This window comes from Marivita lacus (assembly GCF_014637725.1).
Taxonomy (GTDB): domain Bacteria; phylum Pseudomonadota; class Alphaproteobacteria; order Rhodobacterales; family Rhodobacteraceae; genus Marivita; species Marivita lacus.
In genome coordinates this window covers 661,733-680,218 of sequence record NZ_BMFC01000001.1, presented here as the reverse complement: position 1 = coordinate 680,218, position 18,486 = coordinate 661,733, and the positions used below count along the sequence as shown (strand labels likewise).

The window sequence follows — 18,486 nt, the reverse complement described above, 5'->3', positions numbered from 1 at the left end:
GGAGTGTTTCACGTGAAACAATTTGATTTCGATGTCATTGTTGTCGGTGGCGGACACGCAGGATGCGAAGCTGCCCATGCGGCAGCCCGCCTTGGCGCGCGCACAGCTTTGGTTACACTGACCGAGGCTGGTATCGGAGTGATGTCCTGCAATCCAGCTATCGGTGGTCTTGGGAAAGGGCACCTTGTTCGCGAGATTGACGCCTTCGACGGTGTGATGGGTCGCGTTGCTGACAAGGCGGGTATCCAGTTCCGCTTGCTGAACCGACGCAAGGGCCCGGCCGTTCAAGGGCCGCGCACGCAGGCGGACCGCAAGATTTACCAAAACGAGATGTTGGAGATCACCAAGTCTCAACCGAATCTTGATATTGTCATAGGTGAGGTGACCGATCTTGTCCTGGACGGGACGTCTGTAACTGGTGTCATGATTGACGGGGACCGCAAGGTGACCGCTCCCTGTGTTGTTCTGACAACGGGGACTTTTCTACGCGGGATTATTCACATTGGGGACCGCCAGATTTCCGGGGGTCGGATGGGCGAACGTCCGTCCAATGACCTCGCAAAGACGTTGGATTCATTTGACCTTCCGCTTGGCCGTCTGAAAACTGGAACGCCACCTCGGCTGGACGGGCGAACCATCAATTGGGATGGGTTGGACGAACAGCCCGGCGATGATGACCCGGTGATGTTTTCATTCCTTTCCGAGGCACCAACTGCGCGTCAAGTCTCCTGCGCGATTACGCATACCAACGAAAAGACACATCAGATCATTCGGGACAATCTCTCTCGGTCTGCCATGTACGGTGGTCACATCGAAGGTGTCGGTCCGCGATATTGCCCATCGATCGAAGACAAGGTTGTGCGCTTCGCGGACAAAACCTCGCATCAGATTTTCCTTGAGCCCGAGGGGCTGGATGATCACACGATCTATCCGAACGGAATTTCCACCTCGCTGCCCGAAGATGTGCAACTAGACTACGTGCGATCCATCAAGGGGTTAGAGCAGGCCGAAATCCTGCAACCAGGCTACGCTATCGAATATGATTACGTCGATCCTCGGGCACTTAATCTCGACCTGTCATTGAAGTCCCGTAGCGGGCTTTTCCTCGCGGGTCAGATCAACGGTACGACGGGGTATGAAGAAGCGGCAGCTCAGGGGCTCGTTGCCGGGGTGAACGCGGCACATCGCGCTTTTGGGCGGGATCCGTTCACCTTCAGCCGGTCGGACAGTTATATTGGCGTCATGATCGACGATCTGACTTCGCGTGGCGTTGCGGAGCCCTACCGCATGTTCACCTCCCGCGCCGAGTATCGTCTGTCGCTCAGGGCGGATAACGCAGACCAGCGACTGACTCCCAAAGCGATCTTGCTTGGGTGCGTCAGTGGTGAACGACAGGAAGCCTTCGAACAGAAAGTGGTCCGGTTGAAAAAAGGCCGTGCTCTTCTGGATGGCTTGATCATTTCAGCGCGTCAGCTTGTCGATGCCGGTGTGCCGATTTCTCAGGATGGCTCAAAACGGACTGGCTTTGAAGCGCTGGCAATCGAGGCTGTGACTTGGGAAGCTCTTCTGGATGTCGCGCCAGATATTGCGATCATCGATGAGAAAACGCGAGAACAGCTTGGTAAAGATGCGCTTTACGCCAATTACATCGAACGGCAGCAGAAAGACATTGAAGTACTCCGCCGCGATGAAGCGCAGGTTATCCCGGCGGATTTTGCGTTCGCAAATATTGAAGGGCTTTCAAACGAGTTGAAAACGAAGCTGACCGCGTCGAAGCCGGCGAATATCGCTCAGGCCTCCCGAATTGATGGAATGACACCGTCCGCTTTGCTTTTGATCTTGTCGCGCCTCAAATCGTTTGGTTCTCGGGAACGCGCAGCAGGATGAATGTTTCACGTGAAACAAAAGAGCGCTTGGAAATTTACCTTGAATTGCTGCGTAAGTGGTCGCCCAAGATAAACCTCGTCTCGCAGGACTCTTTGAAGGACGCTGGTAATCGGCATTTCGGTGATTCCCTGCAGGTTGCCTCGCTGTGCCCAAAGGATGCGAAATCCTGGGTCGATCTTGGTTCTGGTGGGGGTTTCCCAGGCGCAGTTGTCGCGATTGCTCTGGGGGATCGCGACATTGATATCACGCTGATTGAAAGCGATCAGCGGAAAGCCACGTTCTTGCGCACTGTTTCACGTGAAACAAAAACGCCGTTTGCCGTAATTGCCGAGAGGATTGAAAACGTTCCGCCCATGAAATCAGATGTCATCAGTGCCCGTGCGCTTGCGCCTTTGGAAGAACTGCTTGGATTTGCCGAACAACACCTCGCTCCGACAGGCGTTGCTTTTTTCATGAAGGGTGAATCGTGGCGTGCCGAGGTGGATGCTGCGCAAAAGAAGTGGCGATTCGCCTGTGAAGCGCATACAAGTGTGACACATCCTGATGCTGCCATCTTGGAGATTGGAGGTCTTTCCCGTGTTTGATCCCACGCGCCCGGTTGGCCCGAAAATCATCGCGATCGCAAATCAGAAGGGCGGTGTTGGCAAGACAACGACTGCCATCAATTTTGCATCCGCCTTGGCTGAGATTGGTCAGAAAGTTCTCATCGTGGATCTCGATCCGCAGGGAAACGCATCAACCGGCCTGGGCGTCATGCCGGAGGATCGGCGCGCGACGACCTATGATCTTCTTCTGGATGATTTTCCTTTGTCGGACATCATCTGCACGACCGGGCAGGACAATCTGTTTCTGGTGCCATCCACGACGGACCTCAGTTCTGCCGATATCGAATTGATCGCCAATGAAAAACGGATCTACCTGCTGCATGACGCGTTGCGGCAGACGGATATGGATCAGTTTGCCTTCGATTTCATTCTGATTGATTGTCCACCCTCGCTGAACTTGCTCACCGTGAACGCTATGGTCGCGGCACATTCCGTGCTTGTTCCGTTGCAGAGCGAGTTCTTTGCCCTGGAAGGTCTGAGCCAGCTCATGCTGACCATCCGCGAAGTTCGGCAATCTGCGAACCCGAATTTGCGGATCGAGGGTGTGGTCCTGACGATGTACGATGCCCGGAACAATCTGTCTCAGCAGGTTGAAACGGATGCACGCGACAATCTCGGCGATCTTGTTTTCAAGACGGTCATTCCACGGAATGTCAGGGTCAGCGAGGCGCCCTCATACGCGATGCCGGTTCTGGAGTATGACACCAATTCCAAAGGGGCCATTGCCTATCGCGCCTTGGCGCGGGAATTCCTGGGTAAAAATGAAACGATGACAGCAGCGTAGGTAGGGAACATGTCCGAAAAAAGGGAACAACGGCGTGGCTTGGGGCGTGGTTTGTCCGCGCTGATGGCGGATATCGAGCCCACGACTGCAGCTGACTCACCAACACAGCAACGCGCGACACGCATGCTTCCTGTTGATCAGCTTTTCCCTAATCCGAACCAGCCGCGGCGTCAGTTCGATGCCGAAGCAATGGAAGAACTGAAAAATTCGATCAAGAGCAAGGGTGTGATCCAGCCATTGATCGTTCGTCGGCGGGGAGATGCCGAAAACCAGTACGAAATTGTTGCCGGCGAACGACGGTGGCGCGCAGCACAGGCGGCGGCCGTTCACGAGGTGCCCGTTGTCATTCGGGAATTCTCGGACGAGGACGTTCTTGAAATTGCGATCATCGAAAACATTCAGCGGGCCGACCTGAACGCGATTGAAGAAGCGGCTGGCTATGAGCAGCTCATGACGCGCTTTGGTCACACGCAGGAAAAGCTGGCACAGGCCTTGGGCAAAAGCCGCAGCCATATAGCCAATCTGCTGCGGTTGTTGAATCTGCCCGACGTGGTCAAGAAGGCGGTCACGGATGGTAAGCTGTCGGCTGGCCATGCACGCGCCTTGGTCACTGCGCCCGATCCTGTCCTTTTGGCCGGTCAGATTGTGCGGAATGGGCTGTCTGTGCGGGACACGGAGCGCCTTGTCCGGGAAGCGCAGGACCCCGACGGTCAGAAAAAGACAAAGACCACATCGAAATCCTCCGGCAGTTCTGGCGAAAAGGATGCGGACACAAAGGCGCTGGAAGGCGATCTTTCTGCGGCTCTGGGTATGAAAGTGTCGATCAATCACAGCGCTGGTGGGGAAGACGGGACTGTCACGATCAACTACGACACTCTTGAAGACCTCGATGCGTTGTGCATGGTTCTCAGCTCTGGGCGCTGATCAGCTTTTGGCAAGTTGGGCGATGATGTAGTTCAACACGGGGCGGCCGGTTGCTGTGGCTCCAATTCGCCCACTCTCAATCCAAACCAAATCTTGGCTCTTGAGGTTTGCAAATCGGTCCCAATCAATGACGTTGGACACGTCGTCAATTTGTAGACCTTCAAGCAGCCGCAACCCCATGATAAGGCGTTCGTCCTCTATATCTTGTGGGGGCAGAGGCGTTTCTTCCCGTATGCCGCTGCCGGAGGCGACAGCCTTGAGCCAAGCTTCGGGTTGTTTCCAGCATTCCGTCGCGCGGCGCTGACCGTTGATCGTCAGACGACCATGCGCGCCCGGGCCGATGCCGGCGTAATCTCCGCCGCGCCAATAGAGCAGGTTGTGTTTCGATTCCGCACCGGGCTTGGCATGGTTTGAGATTTCGTAGGCGATATAGCCCGCGTCTTCGCACAGCCGCTGCGTCAGATCATACAGATCAGCGCCAAGATCGTCTGATGGAAGACCGCGCAGCAATCCGCGTTCGGCGCGATCCCAAAACGCGGTGCCTTCTTCGATTGTCAGTTGGTAAAGCGACAGGTGATCGACTGCCATATCAAGTGCTGTGCCAAGTTCGCGTTCCCAATCGTCGAGCGACTGGTTTTGGCGGGCGTAGATCAGATCGAAACTGACACGGTCAAAAAATTGACGGGCGATGCTGAACGCTGCCTGGGCTTCGGGGACGCTGTGCATACGTCCAAGCTTGCGCAGATCGTCGGGATTCAGAGCCTGAACGCCCAGTGAGACACGGTTTACGCCGTGGCGGGAATAGCCCTCGAAACGGTGCGCTTCGACAGATGTCGGGTTGGCTTCGAGGGTGATTTCGATGTCGTTGGAAAAGCTCCAGACATCGCGTGCGGCGGACAGGACGGCATTGACTGTATCCGGTTCCATCAGGCTGGGTGTGCCGCCGCCGAAAAAGATGGAGGTCAGAACGCGGGGGCCTGTCTCGAGGCCGGTGCGGCGGATTTCACGCGCAAGCGCTTCGGCCCAGAGTGTTTGATCGACAGCGGATCGAACATGGCTGTTGAAGTCGCAATAGGGGCATTTGGCGGCGCAGAACGGCCAGTGGACGTACAGCCCGAAACCGCGGTCCTGCCAAAGTTCAGTCAAAACACCCGGCCACGAATTTGCGGAACGCATCGGCGCGGTGGCTGATCTTGTTCTTGGCCCAGCGATCCATTTCCCCGAATGTGAGGTCGTGACCTTTGGGTTGGAAGACCGGGTCATAGCCGTGGCCCTGATCTCCACGCATCGGCCAGACCATCTGGCCTTCCATTGTGCCGGCGAACACCTCGTCATGGCCATCGGGCCAGGCGAGGACCAGAGTGCAGCAGAACCGTGCGGTCCAGGGAGGCGCCATGCCGGTCTCCAGGACGGCCTTGTGGGCCTTTTCCATCGCCATGACAAAGTCACGACCAGTCTCTGTTTCTGCCCAATCCGCCGTATAAACACCCGGTGCGCCATCCAGAGCGTCGATCTCAAGCCCGCTGTCATCCGAAAGCGCAGGAAGCCCCGTTGCCTTAGCAGCCGCATGCGCCTTGATCCGGGCGTTTTCGACAAAGCTGGTCCCATCTTCGACGGGTTCGGGCAGGTTCATCTCGGCCGCACCCACGACCGAGACTCCGTAGTCCTTCAAAAGATCAGCGATCTCTTCGAGCTTACCCGCGTTGTGGGTTGCGACGAGGAGACGATTTCCTTCGAACTTGCGTGTCATCCTGCCGCCTGAAGCTGAAGGGCGACAAGTTCCTGAACGCCAGAATCGGCGAGATCAAGAAGCTGGTTCATCTGGTCGCGCGAAAAGGTTGAGCCTTCGGCGGACATCTGGATTTCGATCAACTGCCCGTCGCCACGCAGGATGAAGTTGCCATCGACGCCTGCCTCAGAATCCTCGGGGTAGTCGAGGTCGAGCACGGCTTGACCCGCATAAATCCCGCAGCTGACCGCAGCGACGGGGGAAATCAGAGGATCGCTGATCACGTCGCCGGCCTTCATCAGTTTGTTGACAGCCAGCTTGAGCGCGACCCAACCACCGGTGATCGACGCACAGCGCGTGCCGCCGTCGGCCTGGATCACGTCACAATCAATGGTGATCTGGCGTTCACCAAGGGCAACGCGGTCAACGCCCGCGCGCAGGCTGCGCCCGATCAGGCGCTGGATTTCAACGGTGCGACCACCTTGCTTGCCGGTGGTGCTTTCGCGGCGCATCCGGCTGGTGGTGGAACGGGGCAACATGCCGTATTCGGCGGTCACCCAACCAAGACCCGATCCCTTGATGAACGGGGGGACGCGGTCTTCGATTGTCGCTGTGCAGAGCACATGAGTGTCGCCCACGCGGATCATGCAAGATCCCTCTGCGTGCTTGCTGATCCCGGTTTCGATTGAAACCGCGCGCATTTCGCTTAATTTCCGTCCTGACGGTCGCATGGTATGTCCCTTTGATTGCCGTGTACGGATACAGGCAGCCTTTGCGGTTTCGCAAGCCGATAGTCTGGCGTACGAGTGGCTGTCATCAGCGAAACGAGGTGCGCGATTGAACGATGGATCGAAACTTCTGGATGAAATGAACGACCGCTCTCGGGAGGTCTTTCGCAAGGTGGTCGAAGGCTACCTGTCAAGCGGTGAACCTGTCGGGTCCCGGACTCTGACGCGAACGCTTGAGGAAAAGGTGTCGGCCGCGACCATTCGAAACGTGATGCAGGACCTGGAGTTCCTCGGACTTCTGGGCAGCCCGCATATCAGCGCGGGTCGCATTCCGACGCAGCTTGGGCTTCGGATGTTCGTGGACGGGTTGCTCGAGGTTCGCGATCTGGATCAGGACGATCGTCAGAAGATCGATGCGACCGTGACCAGCAACAGTCAGGACGTGGGCACGATCCTTGATCGGGTGGGATCGGCGCTGTCGGGTGTGACGCAAGGGGCATCGCTGGTTCTGACGCCGAAACACGAGGCGGCGATCAAGCATATCGAATTCCTGCCTGTCGGAGGCAATCAGGCGCTGGTGGTGCTGGTCTTTACTGATGGGCATGTGGAGAATCGTCTGTTCACTCCGCCGCCCGGACAGACTCCAAGCTCCATGCGGGAGGCGGCGAATTTCCTCAATGCGCTGGTCGAGGGCAAGACCCTGTCGGATCTGCGCAGGACCATCAAGAGCGACATTGCGCAGAAACGCCGCGAGCTTGATTCGCTGGCGGCCATACTGGTCGAGCAGGGATTGGCGATCTGGGACGAACATGCCGACATGTCGGGACGCCTGATCGTGCGCGGGCGTTCGAACCTGCTGGCCGAAGACACCCATGCGGATGAACTGGACCGGATCCGCGAGTTGTTCGACGATCTGGAGCGTAAGCGGGACATTGCCGAATTCCTCGAACTCACGGAACAAGGCGACGGTGTGCGCATTTTTATTGGCTCAGAAAACAAACTTTTCTCACTTTCGGGTTCCTCTTTGGTCGTGTCTCCATATATGAACGCTGATCGTAAAATTATCGGTGCGGTGGGGGTCATTGGCCCGACCCGTTTGAATTACGGGCGCATCGTACCGATTGTGGACTACACAGCGCAGCTCGTCGGGAAACTGCTCGGCGACCGCAACCAAGGGTAACGAAATGGCCGAAACGGATCACACCAAAGATTTCCTCGATAGCCTGGCCGAGGCCGAGGCGGAGGAAAACGAAGCGCTCGAAGAAGAGATCGACAGCGAGGAGGCGGAAATGGATGCCTTGCGTGCAGAGCGCGATGATCTGAGAGACAAGTTCATGCGCGCCTTGGCCGAAGCCGAGAACGCGCGCAAGCGGTCTGACAAGGATCGTCGCGAGGCGCAGCAATATGGCGGGTCACGGCTCGCCCGGGATTTGCTGCCAGTTTATGACAATCTGCAGCGCGCCCTGGATTCGATTACCGAAGACCAGCGCGAGGCGTCAAAGGCGTTCATCGAAGGCGTGGAGCTGACGATGCGTGAATTGCTGAACGTGTTCAACAAGCACGGGCTCACCGCGATCCGGCCCGAAGTGGGCGACAAGTTTGATCCGCAGCATCACGAGGCGATGTTCGAGGCACCAGTTCCGGGCACTACGGCGGGCGAGATCATCCAGGTCTCGACCGAGGGTTTCATGCTTTATGATCGCCTGTTGCGGCCGGCGCAGGTTGGCGTCAGCTCGATGCCGAAATCCTCAAACTAACTGTCCGACAGGAGCGTTTTCAGGTGATACAGAGCCTGTAACGCCTCCATTGGCGACATTTCATCGGGGTGCAGGTTCTTGATCTGCGCCTCGATCCTGTTTTCCCCGGCCGGTTTTGCCGGTTGTGGCGGGCGCGCAACCGCCGAAAAGAGGGGCAGGTCGTCGATCAGCGCCTTGGGCGACGTGTTCTCGCGCTCTCCTTTCTCCAACGCATCGAGGACAGATCGGGCGCGGGTGATGACGGCGGGTGGCAAACCGGCAAGCTGCGCGACCTGGACACCATAGGACCGATCCGCCGCACCTTCGCGAACCTCGTGCAGGAAGATCACCTCGCCCTCCCATTCGCGCACAGCGACAGTCGCGTTGCCAACGCCGTCCAGTTTTGCCGCCAGTGCGGTCAGCTCGTGGTAATGCGTGGCGAAAAGGGCGCGAACCTTGTTGACCGATTGTAGGTGTTCCAGCGTGGCCCATGCGATCGACAGGCCGTCATAGGTCGCGGTGCCGCGCCCGATCTCGTCAAGGATCACCAAGGCGCGATCATCGGCCTGGTTCAGGATTGCGGCTGTTTCCACCATTTCCACCATGAAGGTGGACCGCCCGCGCGCAAGGTCGTCTGACGCGCCGACACGGCTGAAAATCTGGCTGACAAGGCCGATATGGGCCGATTTGGCGGGCACGTAAGACCCGATCTGCGCAAGCAGCGCGATCAGGGCGTTCTGGCGCAGATAGGTCGATTTACCTGCCATGTTGGGACCGGTCAGAAGCGTGATCGCCGCCTGATCGGTGTCTGCAGAGAGGTCGCAGTCATTGGCCACGAAACCGGTTTCGCCCTGCGCCCTGAGGGAGCGTTCGACCACGGGATGCCGCCCGCCTTCGATGGCGAATGCACGGCTTTCATCGACGGTGGGGCGGCACCAGTCCAGATCGGTGGCAAGGTCGGCCAAGGCTGTGGCGAGGTCAAGTTCGGCCAATCCTGTCGCAAGGGCGTTCAAAGCGGGCTGTTGATCGAGAATGGCACGGCTTAAGGTGGCATAGAGCCGCTTTTCGATCTCGATCGCCTCGGACCCCGCGTTCAGGATGCGGCGTTCCAGTTCGGAAAGTTCCACAGTGGTAAAGCGGATCTGGTTCGCCGTCGTCTGCCGGTGAATGAAGGTTTCATTCAGCGGTGGGGCCATCATCTTTTGAGCGTGGGTCGACGTGGTTTCGATGAAGTAACCGAGCACGTTGTTGTGCTTGATCTTGAGCGAGGACACGCCTGCCATCTCGGCATATTGCGCTTGCAGTCCGACAACAACGCTGCGGCCTTCGTCCCGCAGTTTGCGCGCCTCGTCCAGCTCGGCATCGTATCCGGGTGCTATGAAGCCACCGTCACGCGCCAGCAGCGGGGGTTCGGCAATCAGCGTTTCGTCCAGAAAGGCGATAAGGTCTTCGTGCCCCTTGCAGGCCGCAACTGCGGTGGTGAGCATGTCGGGCAGGTCAAGCGGCTCTAACATGCCCGAGATCGCATCGGCTTGCTCCAAGGTGTTGCGGATCGCCGCCATGTCCCGGGGTCCGCCGCGGTCGAGTCCAAGACGCGACAAGGCGCGGTCCAGATCGGGCACGCGTTTGAGTGCATCGCGGATCTGACGGGCAACAACCGGCTCTGACATGGCCCAGGTGATCGCGTCCTGCCGGTTTCGGATCACCGACAGATCGCGCGACGGAGTGGACAAGCGCCGTTCCAGAAGCCGTGCACCGCTTGCCGTTGCCGTGCGGTCGATGACGGACAAAAGCGAACCGGCACGCCCTCCCTGCAAGGCGTGTGTCAATTCGAGGTTTCGGCGCGTGGAAGCGTCGATATGCATCGAATTGCCCAGCTTTTCCTGCTGGGGCGTGCGCAGCAAGGGCAGGCGGCCTTTTTGCGTCAGGTCGAGATAGTCGATCAAAGCGCCCATGGCTGACAGTTCCGGTCGCGAGAACTGACCGTAGGCATCGAGCGAGGACACGCCGAACTGTTGCGTCAGGCGGGTCAGGGCGCCTGTGGAATCAAAGCTCGATTTTCCAAGCCATGTCGGCTCAAGCCCAAGGTCTTCAAGCACGTTTGAGACTGCGGTTTCGGTACCTTCGGCCATCAGGATCTCGGCGGGGGACAGCTGCGCGAGTTCGGGGCCGACACGGGCCAATGTCAGGGGCAGGACGTGCAGCGCGCCCGTGGAAATATCGGTCCAGGCCAAGGCCCAATTGTCTCTGACACAGGCCAAAGCGGCCAGGAAGTTGTGACGCCGCGCCTCGAGCAGGGTTTCCTCGGTCAGGGTGCCGGGGGTCACCAGCCGCACCACATCGCGGTTGACGACGGATTTGGACCCGCGCTTTTTCGCCTCGGCCGGGCTTTCCATCTGTTCGCAGACCGCAACGCGAAATCCCTTGCGGATGAGCGTCAGCAGATAGCCTTCGGCGGCGTGAACGGGGACGCCGCACATGGGAATGTCGTCACCGTCATGTTTGCCGCGTTTGGTGAGCGCGATGTCGAGCGCCTCGGATGCAGCTGCAGCATCGTCAAAGAACAATTCGTAAAAGTCACCCATGCGGTAGAACAACAATGCATCCGCATACTGGGATTTTATTTCCAGATATTGCGCCATCATGGGTGTGACGGGTGATTTATTCGCGTTCACAAGCTTCCCCTCGGTGCTTTCGCGTGACATTAAGACGGCCGACCCGGGTGGAAAACCCGATTTTGACGAATGAGGCCGCAACCGCATGTCCAATCCCAAGTTCACCCGCGAAGAAGCGCTGGCATTTCACCTCGAACCGACCCCCGGCAAATGGGAGGTCTCGCCAACCGTTCCGATGAACACGCAGCGCGACCTGTCGCTGGCCTATTCGCCCGGTGTGGCCGTGCCGTGCGAGGACATCGCGAAGGATCCCGGTCTGGCCTATGATTACACCAACAAGGGCAACCTCGTCGCGGTGATTTCGAATGGGACAGCGGTTCTGGGTCTGGGCAATCTGGGTGCGCTGGGTTCCAAGCCGGTGATGGAGGGGAAAGCTGTTCTGTTCAAGCGGTTTGCGGACGTGAACTCCATCGACATCGAACTGGACACCGAAGACCCCGACGAGTTCTGCAAGGCGGTGCGCCTGATGGGGCCGACCTTTGGGGGCATCAACCTCGAAGACATCAAGGCGCCCGAGTGTTTCATCATCGAGCAGCGGCTCAAGGAAGAAATGGATATTCCCGTCTTCCATGACGACCAGCACGGAACGGCGGTGATCTGCGCCGCAGGTTTGATCAACGCGCTGCATCTGTCGGGCAAGAAGATCGAGGATGTGAAGATTGTTCTGAACGGCGCGGGTGCGGCTGGGATCGCCTGCATCGAGTTGCTCAAGCGGATGGGCGCGCGGCATGACAATTGTATCGTCGCGGACACCAAGGGTGTGATCTACCAGGGCCGCACCGACGGCATGAACCAGTGGAAATCGGCCCATGCGGTCAAGACCGACGCGCGGACGCTGGAAGAGGCAATGGTGGGGGCCGATGTGTTCCTTGGCGTGAGCGCCAAGGGTGCAGTCACGCAGGACATGGTGCGGTCGATGGCTGACAATCCGGTGATCTTCGCGATGGCGAACCCTGACCCGGAGATCACGCCGGAAGAGGCGCACGAGGTGCGGATGGATGCCATCGTCGCCACCGGGCGCAGCGATTATCCAAACCAGGTGAACAACGTTCTGGGCTTTCCCTACCTGTTCCGGGGTGCGCTCGACATTCACGCGCGGGCGATCAATGACGAGATGAAGATCGCCTGCGCGCAGGCGCTTGCCGATCTCGCGCGCGAGGATGTGCCGGATGAGGTCGCGCTGGCCTATGGCAAGAACCTGAGCTTTGGGCGCGACTACATCATCCCGACGCCCTTTGATCCGAGACTGATCCACCGCATTCCTCCTGCCGTGGCCAAGGCGGGGATGGACACCGGGGCCGCGCGGCGGCCGATCATCGACCTTGTCGCCTATGAGGAATCGCTCAAGTCGCGGATGGATCCGACCGCCAGCATTTTGCGCAGCATCAACGCACGGGCGCGCACGGCGCAGGCGCGGATGATCTTTGCCGAGGGCGATGACCCGCGTGTGTTGCGCGCGGCGGTCATGTATCAGCGGTCAGGTTTCGGCAAGGCGCTGGTCGTGGGCAGATCCGCCGATGTGAAGACCAAGCTGGAAGAGGCTGGTCTGGGCGACGCGGTGCGCGAGATCGAAGTCGTCAACGCGGCAAACACCCAGCACCTCGATCGCTACAAGCAGTTCCTGTACGAGCGGTTGCAGCGCAAGGGGCATGACCGGCAGGACATTCACCGTCTGGCCGCGCGCGACCGGCACGTGTTTGCGGCCTTGATGCTGCAACAGGGGCATGGCGATGCGCTGGTCACAGGGGCGACCCGGAAATCCGCACATGTCATGGAGCTGATCAATCACGTTTTTGATGCCGACGCTTCGCATGGTGCTGCGGGTGTGACGGCGTTGTTGCTCAAGGGTCGGATCGTGCTGATCGCGGACACGCTTGTGCATGAATGGCCAGACGAGGAAGATCTCGCCAATATCGCGGAACGCGCCGCAGAAGTGGCGCGCCTTATCGGGTTGGAGCCGCGGGTGGCGTTCGTGTCATTCTCGACCTTCGGGTACCCGGTGTCCGAACGGGCCGAAAAGATGCATCTTGCGCCGCATGTTCTGGACCGGCGCGGTGCGAATTTCGAGTACGAAGGCGAAATGACGGTCGATGTGGCGTTGAACCGCACGGCGCAGAAATTCTATCCATTCCAGAGGCTGACGGGGCCTGCGAACATCCTCGTGGTGCCTGCGCGCCATTCCGCGTCGATCTCGGTCAAGTTGATGCAGGAAATGGCAGGGGCGACCGTGATCGGGCCGATCTTGGCCGGAGTCGATAAATCCATCCAGATTTGCTCCACCGCCAGCACCGCCAGCGATATCCTCAACATGGCGGTATTGGCGGCCTGCAAGGGGGGCTGAGCATGACGGTCTTCAACCTTGGGTCCATCAACGCGGATCTGTTTTACCGCGTGCCGCATCTTCTCGCGCCCGGTGAAACGCTGGCGTCGACAAAGCACAGCCGAGGGTTGGGCGGCAAGGGTGCGAACATGTCCGTTGCGATTGCCCGCGCCGCTGCCCGCGCCGTGCATATCGGCGCTGTCGGATCTGATGGACGCTGGGCTGTGGAACGGTTGCTGGAATACGGGGTCGATACGCGCAGCATCGTCGAACTGGATACGGTCACGGGACATGCCGTCATCATGGTGGACGATCAGGGCGAGAACGCGATACTGATCCATCCCGGTGCAAATCGTGCTTTGACAGAGACACATATCGCAAGCGCGCTTGGGGCTGCGAGCGAGGAAGATTTCTTCCTGTTCCAGAACGAAACCTCTGGTCAGGTCGAGGGTGCGACCCTGGCGTCGGCCAGGGGGATGCGGGTCGTCTATGCTGCCGCGCCGTTTGACGCCAAGGCGGTGGAGGCGGTGCTGCCGATGCTGGATATCCTCGTGGTCAACGCTGTCGAAGCGCAGCAATTGACCGATGAACTGGGCGTGGCACTGGCGGATCTGCCGGTGCGGGACGTGATCGTGACGCTGGGCGGCGACGGCTGTCGGTGGATCAACACGGACGAAGGAACGGAACAGACCTTTCCGGCCATCCCTGTCACAGCGGTTGACACGACCGGGGCTGGTGACACTTTCACCGGGTTCCTCGTGGCAGCGCTTGATCGCGGCTTGCCGATGGAACAGGCGATCTCGCTTGGTCAACAAGCGGGCGCGATCATGGTCACGCGCCACGGAACGGCAGACGTGATCCCCGATCTGAAAGACATTCAGGACGCGCGTCTGGCTTAGTTGCCAACGAACGGCGCGTCGCTGCCCCAAAGCTGTTTGATGCGCGCATCGCGGCCACAGCCGTCGCGGTAACGCTTGTACGCGTCTTTTTGCTGGATGGCGCCAAAGCGCGTGAGCACGAGATTCGTGCCCTTGTAGTAATCCTGATGATAGTCTTCTGCCTCGTAGAAGGCTTTTGCATCGAGGATGGGCGTCACGATTTTTTGGTCCAGTTGCGCTTGGGCGTCTGCCTTGGCCTTTTCCGCCGCAGCGCGTTCGGCAGGGTTAGAGACGAAAATCGCTGTTGCATAGCTTTGGCCCCGGTCGCAGAACTGCCCGCCAGCATCGGTCGGGTCGATCGAGCGGAAGAACAGGTCATAAAGCCTGTTCCGGTCGACGGTGCCGCTGTCATAGATGATCCTGACTGCCTCGTAATGGCCGGTTCCGCCGCCGGTCACCTGTTTGTAGCTGGGGTCGGCGACGTTGCCGCCGGTATAGCCTGACACCGCTTCCTTGACGCCGCGCACGCGTTCGAAATCGGCTTCGACGCACCAGAAGCAGCCTCCGGCCACGATGATTTCGCGGGTTTCGCCTGCGTGGGCGTCGCGCGATTGAAGGAACAGCCCGGCAAGAATGGCCAGAGTGAGAATGAGCGGGCGGGAACGGCGAAGTGTGCGCATGGAAACCTCCTGAAAGATGCCCCGAACCTGCGATGAAAGCGGGATGCCGCGCAATTTCTGTCTGGGGATCTCACTCGAAGGTGAAAGTGAGTTACCGCTTGCGTGTGTGAGGAGGGGCGATAGCGTTTGTGCAAGTTCACGGTTTTCGGAGGCGATGGTGATGAGAGTGGCAATGTGGTCCGGCCCGCGCAACCTGTCGACGGCAATGATGTACGCCTTTGCGCAGCGCGCCGATTTTGCGGTGATCGATGAACCCTTCTACGGCCCGTACCTGCGCCTGACCGCTTTGAACCATCCGATGCGCGATGCCATTCTGGAAGACCGCACGGAAGACGCGTTCGCGGTGGAACGATCTCTGATCGGGCCGATCCCGGATGGAAGGCCGCATGTGTATCACAAGCATATGTGCCAGCACATGATCGACGGGATTCCCCGCGGGTTCATGAGCGCATGCGTGAACGTGTTTCTGATCCGCCATCCTGCGCGGGTGGTGGCGAGTTTTGCCAGGGGCTATCCAGACCTGACCGCCGACGATATCGGGTTCGAGGCGCAAGCGGAGTTGTTCGCGCATGTCCGGTCGCTGGGTCAAACACCCGTCGTGATCGACAGCGCCGATATCCGCGACGATCCGGAGGGCATGTTGCGGGCCTTGTGTGCCGCGATCGGGTTGGCGTTCGATCCCGCGATGTTGCACTGGCCTGCGGGACCGAAACTTTACGACGGCGTCTGGGCGCCGCATTGGTATCGGTCGTTGCACGAGACCACGGGTTTTGCCGGTGCCGAAGGGCCGTTGCCGGATCTGACCGGGCATCTGGCGGAGTTGGTAGAACGGACGATGCCAGCTTACCAAATCCTTGAGGCACAAAAAATTTCGCAGGTCGTGAAACTCTGACCGGTCGTGCTCCGTGACTGTTGGGGTCGGCGGGAAAGTCGTTCCCGCATCAACAAGGAGACTGACAATGAAATATGTACTCTCGACCCTGATTTTCGCCCTGTCCGCAACTGCTGCCATGGCTGCGGGTCATTCCATGGCACCGGGCGTCGAAGCGATGGATCAGGATGTGTCGGCGGGCACCGTGACCGCCGCAAGCGTCGTGGCACCGGCGAATGGTTGGCTGGTCGTGCACCGCACCGATGCCGAGATGAAGCCGGGCCCCGTGGTCGGTTATGCCTCGCTCAAGGAAGGCGAGAACATGGATGTCGCCGCGATCCTGCAGGAAGAGGTCGCGTCAGGTGACATGCTGATGCTGATGGTTCACGCCGAAGACGGTGGCATGTCCACCGGTGTGTTCGAATATACGCTGGGTGCCAAGGAAGACGGTCCGATCCGCGTTGACGACAAGCTGGTGATGACGGTTGTGACCGCGAAGTGACATAAAAAAGGCCCGCCAGAAGGCGGGCCTTTCTGCCTGAACAGAGACTGATTTACTTTTTCAGACGACGGTTCCGCGACGCTAGAAGCTTGAGGCGCAGCGCGTTGAGTTGGATGAAGCCCTGCGCGTCTTTCTGATCGTAAGCGCCGGCGTCTTCTTCGAACGTCACATGCGCCTCGGAATAAAGCGAGTGATCCGACCAGCGCGCAACGGTGTTGGCCGAGCCCTTGTAGAGTTTGACGCGGACCGTACCGGTGACGTGTTCCTGGCTCTTGTCGATCAGGGCTTGCAGCATCTCGCGTTCTGGGCTGAACCAGAAGCCGTTATAGATCAGCTCCGCATAGCGCGGCATGATCGAATCCTTCAGGTGGCCTGCGCCGGAGTCGAGCGTGATCTGTTCGATCCCGCGATGCGCCTCGAGCAACACAGTGCCGCCGGGTGTTTCATAAATGCCGCGCGACTTCATCCCAACAAAGCGATTTTCGACGAGGTCCAGACGGCCGACGCCGTGCTTGCCGCCCAGCTCGTTCAGCTTGGTCAGGATCGTGGCGGGCGACATCGCCTCGCCGTTGATGGCCACGGCATCGCCCTTTTCGAACGTGATTTCGACCATTTCCGGCGTGTCGGGCGCATCTTCGGGACGCACGGTGCGCTGGTAGACGTAGTCGGGCGCTTCCTGCGCGGGGTCTTCCAGCACCTTGCCCTCGGACGAGGTGTGCAACAGGTTCGCATCGACCGAGAACGGCGCTTCGCCGCGCTTGTCCTTGGCGATCGGGATCTGGTTCTGTTCGGCGAAATCCAGCAGCTTGGTGCGCGACGTCAGATCCCATTCGCGCCAAGGTGCGATCACCTTGATCTCGGGGTTGAGGGCATAGGCCGCCAATTCGAACCGCACCTGATCATTGCCCTTGCCGGTCGCGCCATGCGCCACGGCATCGGCACCCGTCATCGCCGCAATTTCGACCAGACGCTTGGAAATGAGCGGGCGCGCGATGGAGGTGCCCAGCAGGTACAGACCTTCGTAAAGCGCATTGGCACGGAACATCGGGAAGACGAAGTCGCGCACGAATTCCTCGCGCACATCCTCGATGTAGATGTTCGAGGGATCGATCCCCAGCAGGATCGCCTTTTCGCGCGCCGGTTCCAGTTCTTCGCCCTGACCCAGATCGGCGGTGAAGGTCACGACCTCGCAACCATATTCGGTTTGCAACCATTTCAAAATGATCGAGGTATCAAGGCCACCGGAATAGGCCAGCACAACTTTTTTGGGCGCAGACATGGGTTTTCCTTTAACGGGTTTGCCGGGGCGATTACTTGTTTTTCAAGGCAGGGGCAAGAAGTTGCCTTGGAACAGGGCAAAGGAGACGGGCTTGTGGGTGCGATCAAGGGTTGGCAGATTTTCCGGCATTCGTTCAATCTGGTGATAACCAACCTGGACCAGGCGCTGCGTCTGTCGTTGGTTCTGTATCTCGTCCAGAGCACCTACACGGTCTACAGTTTCTACAATCCGCCCCAGACGATGGATGTCGAGGGCACGCAGGTCCCGATGATGTCGCCTGAAACGATCCTGCCGACCATCGTTCTGGGCTTGCTTGCCGTGATCGCCAGCCTGTGGATCGCTGTGGCGTGGCATCGCTATGCGTTGACGGGCGAAACAACGTCCGGCTGGCTGCCGCAGTTTCACGGATCGGCTGTCATGGGATATCTCGGGCGGTCAATCCTGATCGGCGTTCTGGTGGTTCTTGGAGTGATGGTTCTGTCGATCCCGGTGGGCATCATCTCGATCGGGTTGCCCAGCCTTGCCGGGATCATGTCGCTGATCCTGATCGGGGTCGCGGCCTACCTGTTTTTCCGTTTGGGCATCATGCTGCCCGCGGCCGCGATGGACGACAAGTTGACCCTTGGCAGCGCTTGGGACGCAACCAAGGGACAGAGCAGCACGATCTTGATCCTGTCGCTGATCGTGGTGGGCGCAAGCGTCGTCGTGCAGCTTCCGTCATGGCTCAACGACGACCCGACCTCGGTCATCAACGTGGTCTATTCGCTGGTGGTCAACTGGTTCGCCACGATGATCGGGATCTCGGTACTGACCACGCTCTACGGGCATTTCGTCGAAAACCGCCCCATTGACTGATCGCTTGCGCCCGTGCGCTATTGCCCCGAGGGG

Annotated in this window: 17 protein-coding genes; 11 read left to right on the top strand and 6 right to left on the bottom strand. The window is 59.2% G+C overall.

Annotated features, from left to right (window positions below; all coding sequences use genetic code 11):
- Positions 1–3: 3 nt before the first annotated feature.
- From mnmG to IEV82_RS03295, 4 genes are read left to right on the top strand one after another with little or no spacing between them, the layout of a single operon-like run.
- A complete protein-coding gene (gene mnmG / locus IEV82_RS03310; protein WP_188480516.1) occupies positions 4–1,887 on the top strand; it encodes a tRNA uridine-5-carboxymethylaminomethyl(34) synthesis enzyme MnmG in 1,884 nt (627 codons plus the stop codon).
- On the top strand, positions 1,884–2,471 hold the full coding sequence (gene rsmG / locus IEV82_RS03305) for a 16S rRNA (guanine(527)-N(7))-methyltransferase RsmG (RefSeq protein WP_188480515.1): 588 nt from the start codon (positions 1,884–1,886) through the stop codon (positions 2,469–2,471). Before mnmG ends, rsmG begins: the two co-directional genes overlap by 4 nt.
- On the top strand, positions 2,464–3,276 hold the full coding sequence (locus tag IEV82_RS03300; RefSeq protein ID WP_308420399.1) for a ParA family protein: 813 nt from the start codon (positions 2,464–2,466) through the stop codon (positions 3,274–3,276). Before rsmG ends, IEV82_RS03300 begins: the two co-directional genes overlap by 8 nt.
- 9 nt (positions 3,277–3,285) lie before the next feature.
- Positions 3,286–4,200, top strand: coding sequence for a ParB/RepB/Spo0J family partition protein (locus IEV82_RS03295; RefSeq protein ID WP_188480513.1), 915 nt, complete (start codon positions 3,286–3,288; stop codon positions 4,198–4,200).
- Here IEV82_RS03295 and hemW read toward each other — a convergent pair whose 3' ends face one another.
- Genes hemW through rph form a run of 3 tightly spaced genes read right to left on the bottom strand, consistent with a single transcriptional unit; the run spans position 4,201 to position 6,660 of the window.
- Entirely contained in the window at positions 4,201–5,346 is a 1,146-nt protein-coding gene (gene hemW, locus IEV82_RS03290) for a radical SAM family heme chaperone HemW (RefSeq protein ID WP_229747641.1), read from the bottom strand.
- Positions 5,339–5,950, bottom strand: coding sequence for an RdgB/HAM1 family non-canonical purine NTP pyrophosphatase (gene rdgB, locus IEV82_RS03285; RefSeq protein ID WP_188480511.1), 612 nt, complete (start codon positions 5,948–5,950; stop codon positions 5,339–5,341). The genes hemW and rdgB overlap by 8 nt, the downstream gene beginning before the upstream one ends.
- Complete coding sequence (rph, locus tag IEV82_RS03280; RefSeq protein ID WP_188480510.1) at positions 5,947–6,660, bottom strand: ribonuclease PH; 714 nt, start codon at positions 6,658–6,660, stop codon at positions 5,947–5,949. Before rph ends, rdgB begins: the two co-directional genes overlap by 4 nt.
- Positions 6,661–6,796: 136 nt before the next feature.
- Between rph and hrcA the strand changes: the two genes are divergently transcribed.
- Complete coding sequence (gene hrcA / locus IEV82_RS03275; RefSeq protein ID WP_373285171.1) at positions 6,797–7,837, top strand: heat-inducible transcriptional repressor HrcA; 1,041 nt, start codon at positions 6,797–6,799, stop codon at positions 7,835–7,837.
- A 4-nt stretch (positions 7,838–7,841) separates the two neighbouring features.
- Positions 7,842–8,414, top strand: a complete 573-nt coding sequence (locus IEV82_RS03270) for a nucleotide exchange factor GrpE (protein WP_188480508.1) — start codon at positions 7,842–7,844, stop codon at positions 8,412–8,414.
- On the opposite strand, the gene mutS is transcribed toward IEV82_RS03270, so the two are convergent.
- Positions 8,411–11,038, bottom strand: coding sequence for a DNA mismatch repair protein MutS (gene mutS / locus IEV82_RS03265; RefSeq protein WP_188480800.1), 2,628 nt, complete (start codon positions 11,036–11,038; stop codon positions 8,411–8,413). The two genes, IEV82_RS03270 and mutS, sit on opposite strands and share 4 nt — an antisense overlap.
- Before the next feature lie 115 nt (positions 11,039–11,153).
- Between mutS and IEV82_RS03260 the strand changes: the two genes are divergently transcribed.
- The gene (locus IEV82_RS03260) at positions 11,154–13,409 is read left to right on the top strand and encodes an NADP-dependent malic enzyme (RefSeq protein WP_188480507.1); all 2,256 of its coding nucleotides are present in this window, start codon (positions 11,154–11,156) and stop codon (positions 13,407–13,409) included.
- 2 nt (positions 13,410–13,411) lie between these two features.
- Positions 13,412–14,287 carry a ribokinase gene (locus tag IEV82_RS03255; protein WP_188480506.1) on the top strand — a complete coding sequence of 292 codons (876 nt, stop codon included), beginning with the start codon at positions 13,412–13,414 and terminating at the stop codon, positions 14,285–14,287.
- Here IEV82_RS03255 and msrA read toward each other — a convergent pair.
- Complete coding sequence (gene msrA, locus IEV82_RS03250; RefSeq protein WP_188480505.1) at positions 14,284–14,946, bottom strand: peptide-methionine (S)-S-oxide reductase MsrA; 663 nt, start codon at positions 14,944–14,946, stop codon at positions 14,284–14,286. The genes IEV82_RS03255 and msrA overlap by 4 nt on opposite strands.
- Positions 14,947–15,106: 160 nt before the next feature.
- Between msrA and IEV82_RS03245 the strand changes: the two genes are divergently transcribed.
- A complete protein-coding gene (locus tag IEV82_RS03245) occupies positions 15,107–15,838 on the top strand; it encodes a sulfotransferase-like domain-containing protein (protein ID WP_188480504.1) in 732 nt (243 codons plus the stop codon).
- A gap of 67 nt (positions 15,839–15,905) precedes the next feature.
- Complete coding sequence (locus tag IEV82_RS03240; protein ID WP_188480503.1) at positions 15,906–16,319, top strand: DUF7282 domain-containing protein; 414 nt, start codon at positions 15,906–15,908, stop codon at positions 16,317–16,319.
- A 52-nt stretch (positions 16,320–16,371) separates the two neighbouring features.
- On the opposite strand, the gene IEV82_RS03235 is transcribed toward IEV82_RS03240, so the two are convergent.
- Entirely contained in the window at positions 16,372–17,598 is a 1,227-nt protein-coding gene (locus IEV82_RS03235) for an argininosuccinate synthase (RefSeq protein ID WP_188480502.1), read from the bottom strand.
- Between the two features lie 66 nt (positions 17,599–17,664).
- Here IEV82_RS03235 and IEV82_RS03230 point away from each other — a divergent pair, with 66 nt between their 5' ends.
- A complete protein-coding gene (locus tag IEV82_RS03230; RefSeq protein ID WP_229747640.1) occupies positions 17,665–18,453 on the top strand; it encodes a hypothetical protein in 789 nt (262 codons plus the stop codon).
- The last annotated feature ends 33 nt before the right edge of the window (positions 18,454–18,486 follow it).

Excerpts from the sequence above, each read along its gene's own strand:
- rsmG (WP_188480515.1), top strand. The coding sequence starts at position 1,884 with ATGAATGTTTCACGTGAAACAAAAGAGCGCTTGGAAATTTACCTTGAA.
- IEV82_RS03295 (WP_188480513.1), top strand. The coding sequence starts at position 3,286 with ATGTCCGAAAAAAGGGAACAACGGCGTGGCTTGGGGCGTGGTTTGTCC.
- rdgB (WP_188480511.1), bottom strand. The coding sequence starts at position 5,950 with ATGACACGCAAGTTCGAAGGAAATCGTCTCCTCGTCGCAACCCACAAC.
- rph (WP_188480510.1), bottom strand. The coding sequence starts at position 6,660 with ATGCGACCGTCAGGACGGAAATTAAGCGAAATGCGCGCGGTTTCAATC.
- hrcA (WP_373285171.1), top strand. The coding sequence starts at position 6,797 with ATGAACGACCGCTCTCGGGAGGTCTTTCGCAAGGTGGTCGAAGGCTAC.
- IEV82_RS03270 (WP_188480508.1), top strand. The coding sequence starts at position 7,842 with ATGGCCGAAACGGATCACACCAAAGATTTCCTCGATAGCCTGGCCGAG.
- mutS (WP_188480800.1), bottom strand. The coding sequence starts at position 11,038 with ATGATGGCGCAATATCTGGAAATAAAATCCCAGTATGCGGATGCATTG.
- IEV82_RS03260 (WP_188480507.1), top strand. The coding sequence starts at position 11,154 with ATGTCCAATCCCAAGTTCACCCGCGAAGAAGCGCTGGCATTTCACCTC.
- IEV82_RS03255 (WP_188480506.1), top strand. The coding sequence starts at position 13,412 with ATGACGGTCTTCAACCTTGGGTCCATCAACGCGGATCTGTTTTACCGC.
- msrA (WP_188480505.1), bottom strand. The coding sequence starts at position 14,946 with ATGCGCACACTTCGCCGTTCCCGCCCGCTCATTCTCACTCTGGCCATT.
- IEV82_RS03245 (WP_188480504.1), top strand. The coding sequence starts at position 15,107 with ATGAGAGTGGCAATGTGGTCCGGCCCGCGCAACCTGTCGACGGCAATG.
- IEV82_RS03240 (WP_188480503.1), top strand. The coding sequence starts at position 15,906 with ATGAAATATGTACTCTCGACCCTGATTTTCGCCCTGTCCGCAACTGCT.
- IEV82_RS03235 (WP_188480502.1), bottom strand. The coding sequence starts at position 17,598 with ATGTCTGCGCCCAAAAAAGTTGTGCTGGCCTATTCCGGTGGCCTTGAT.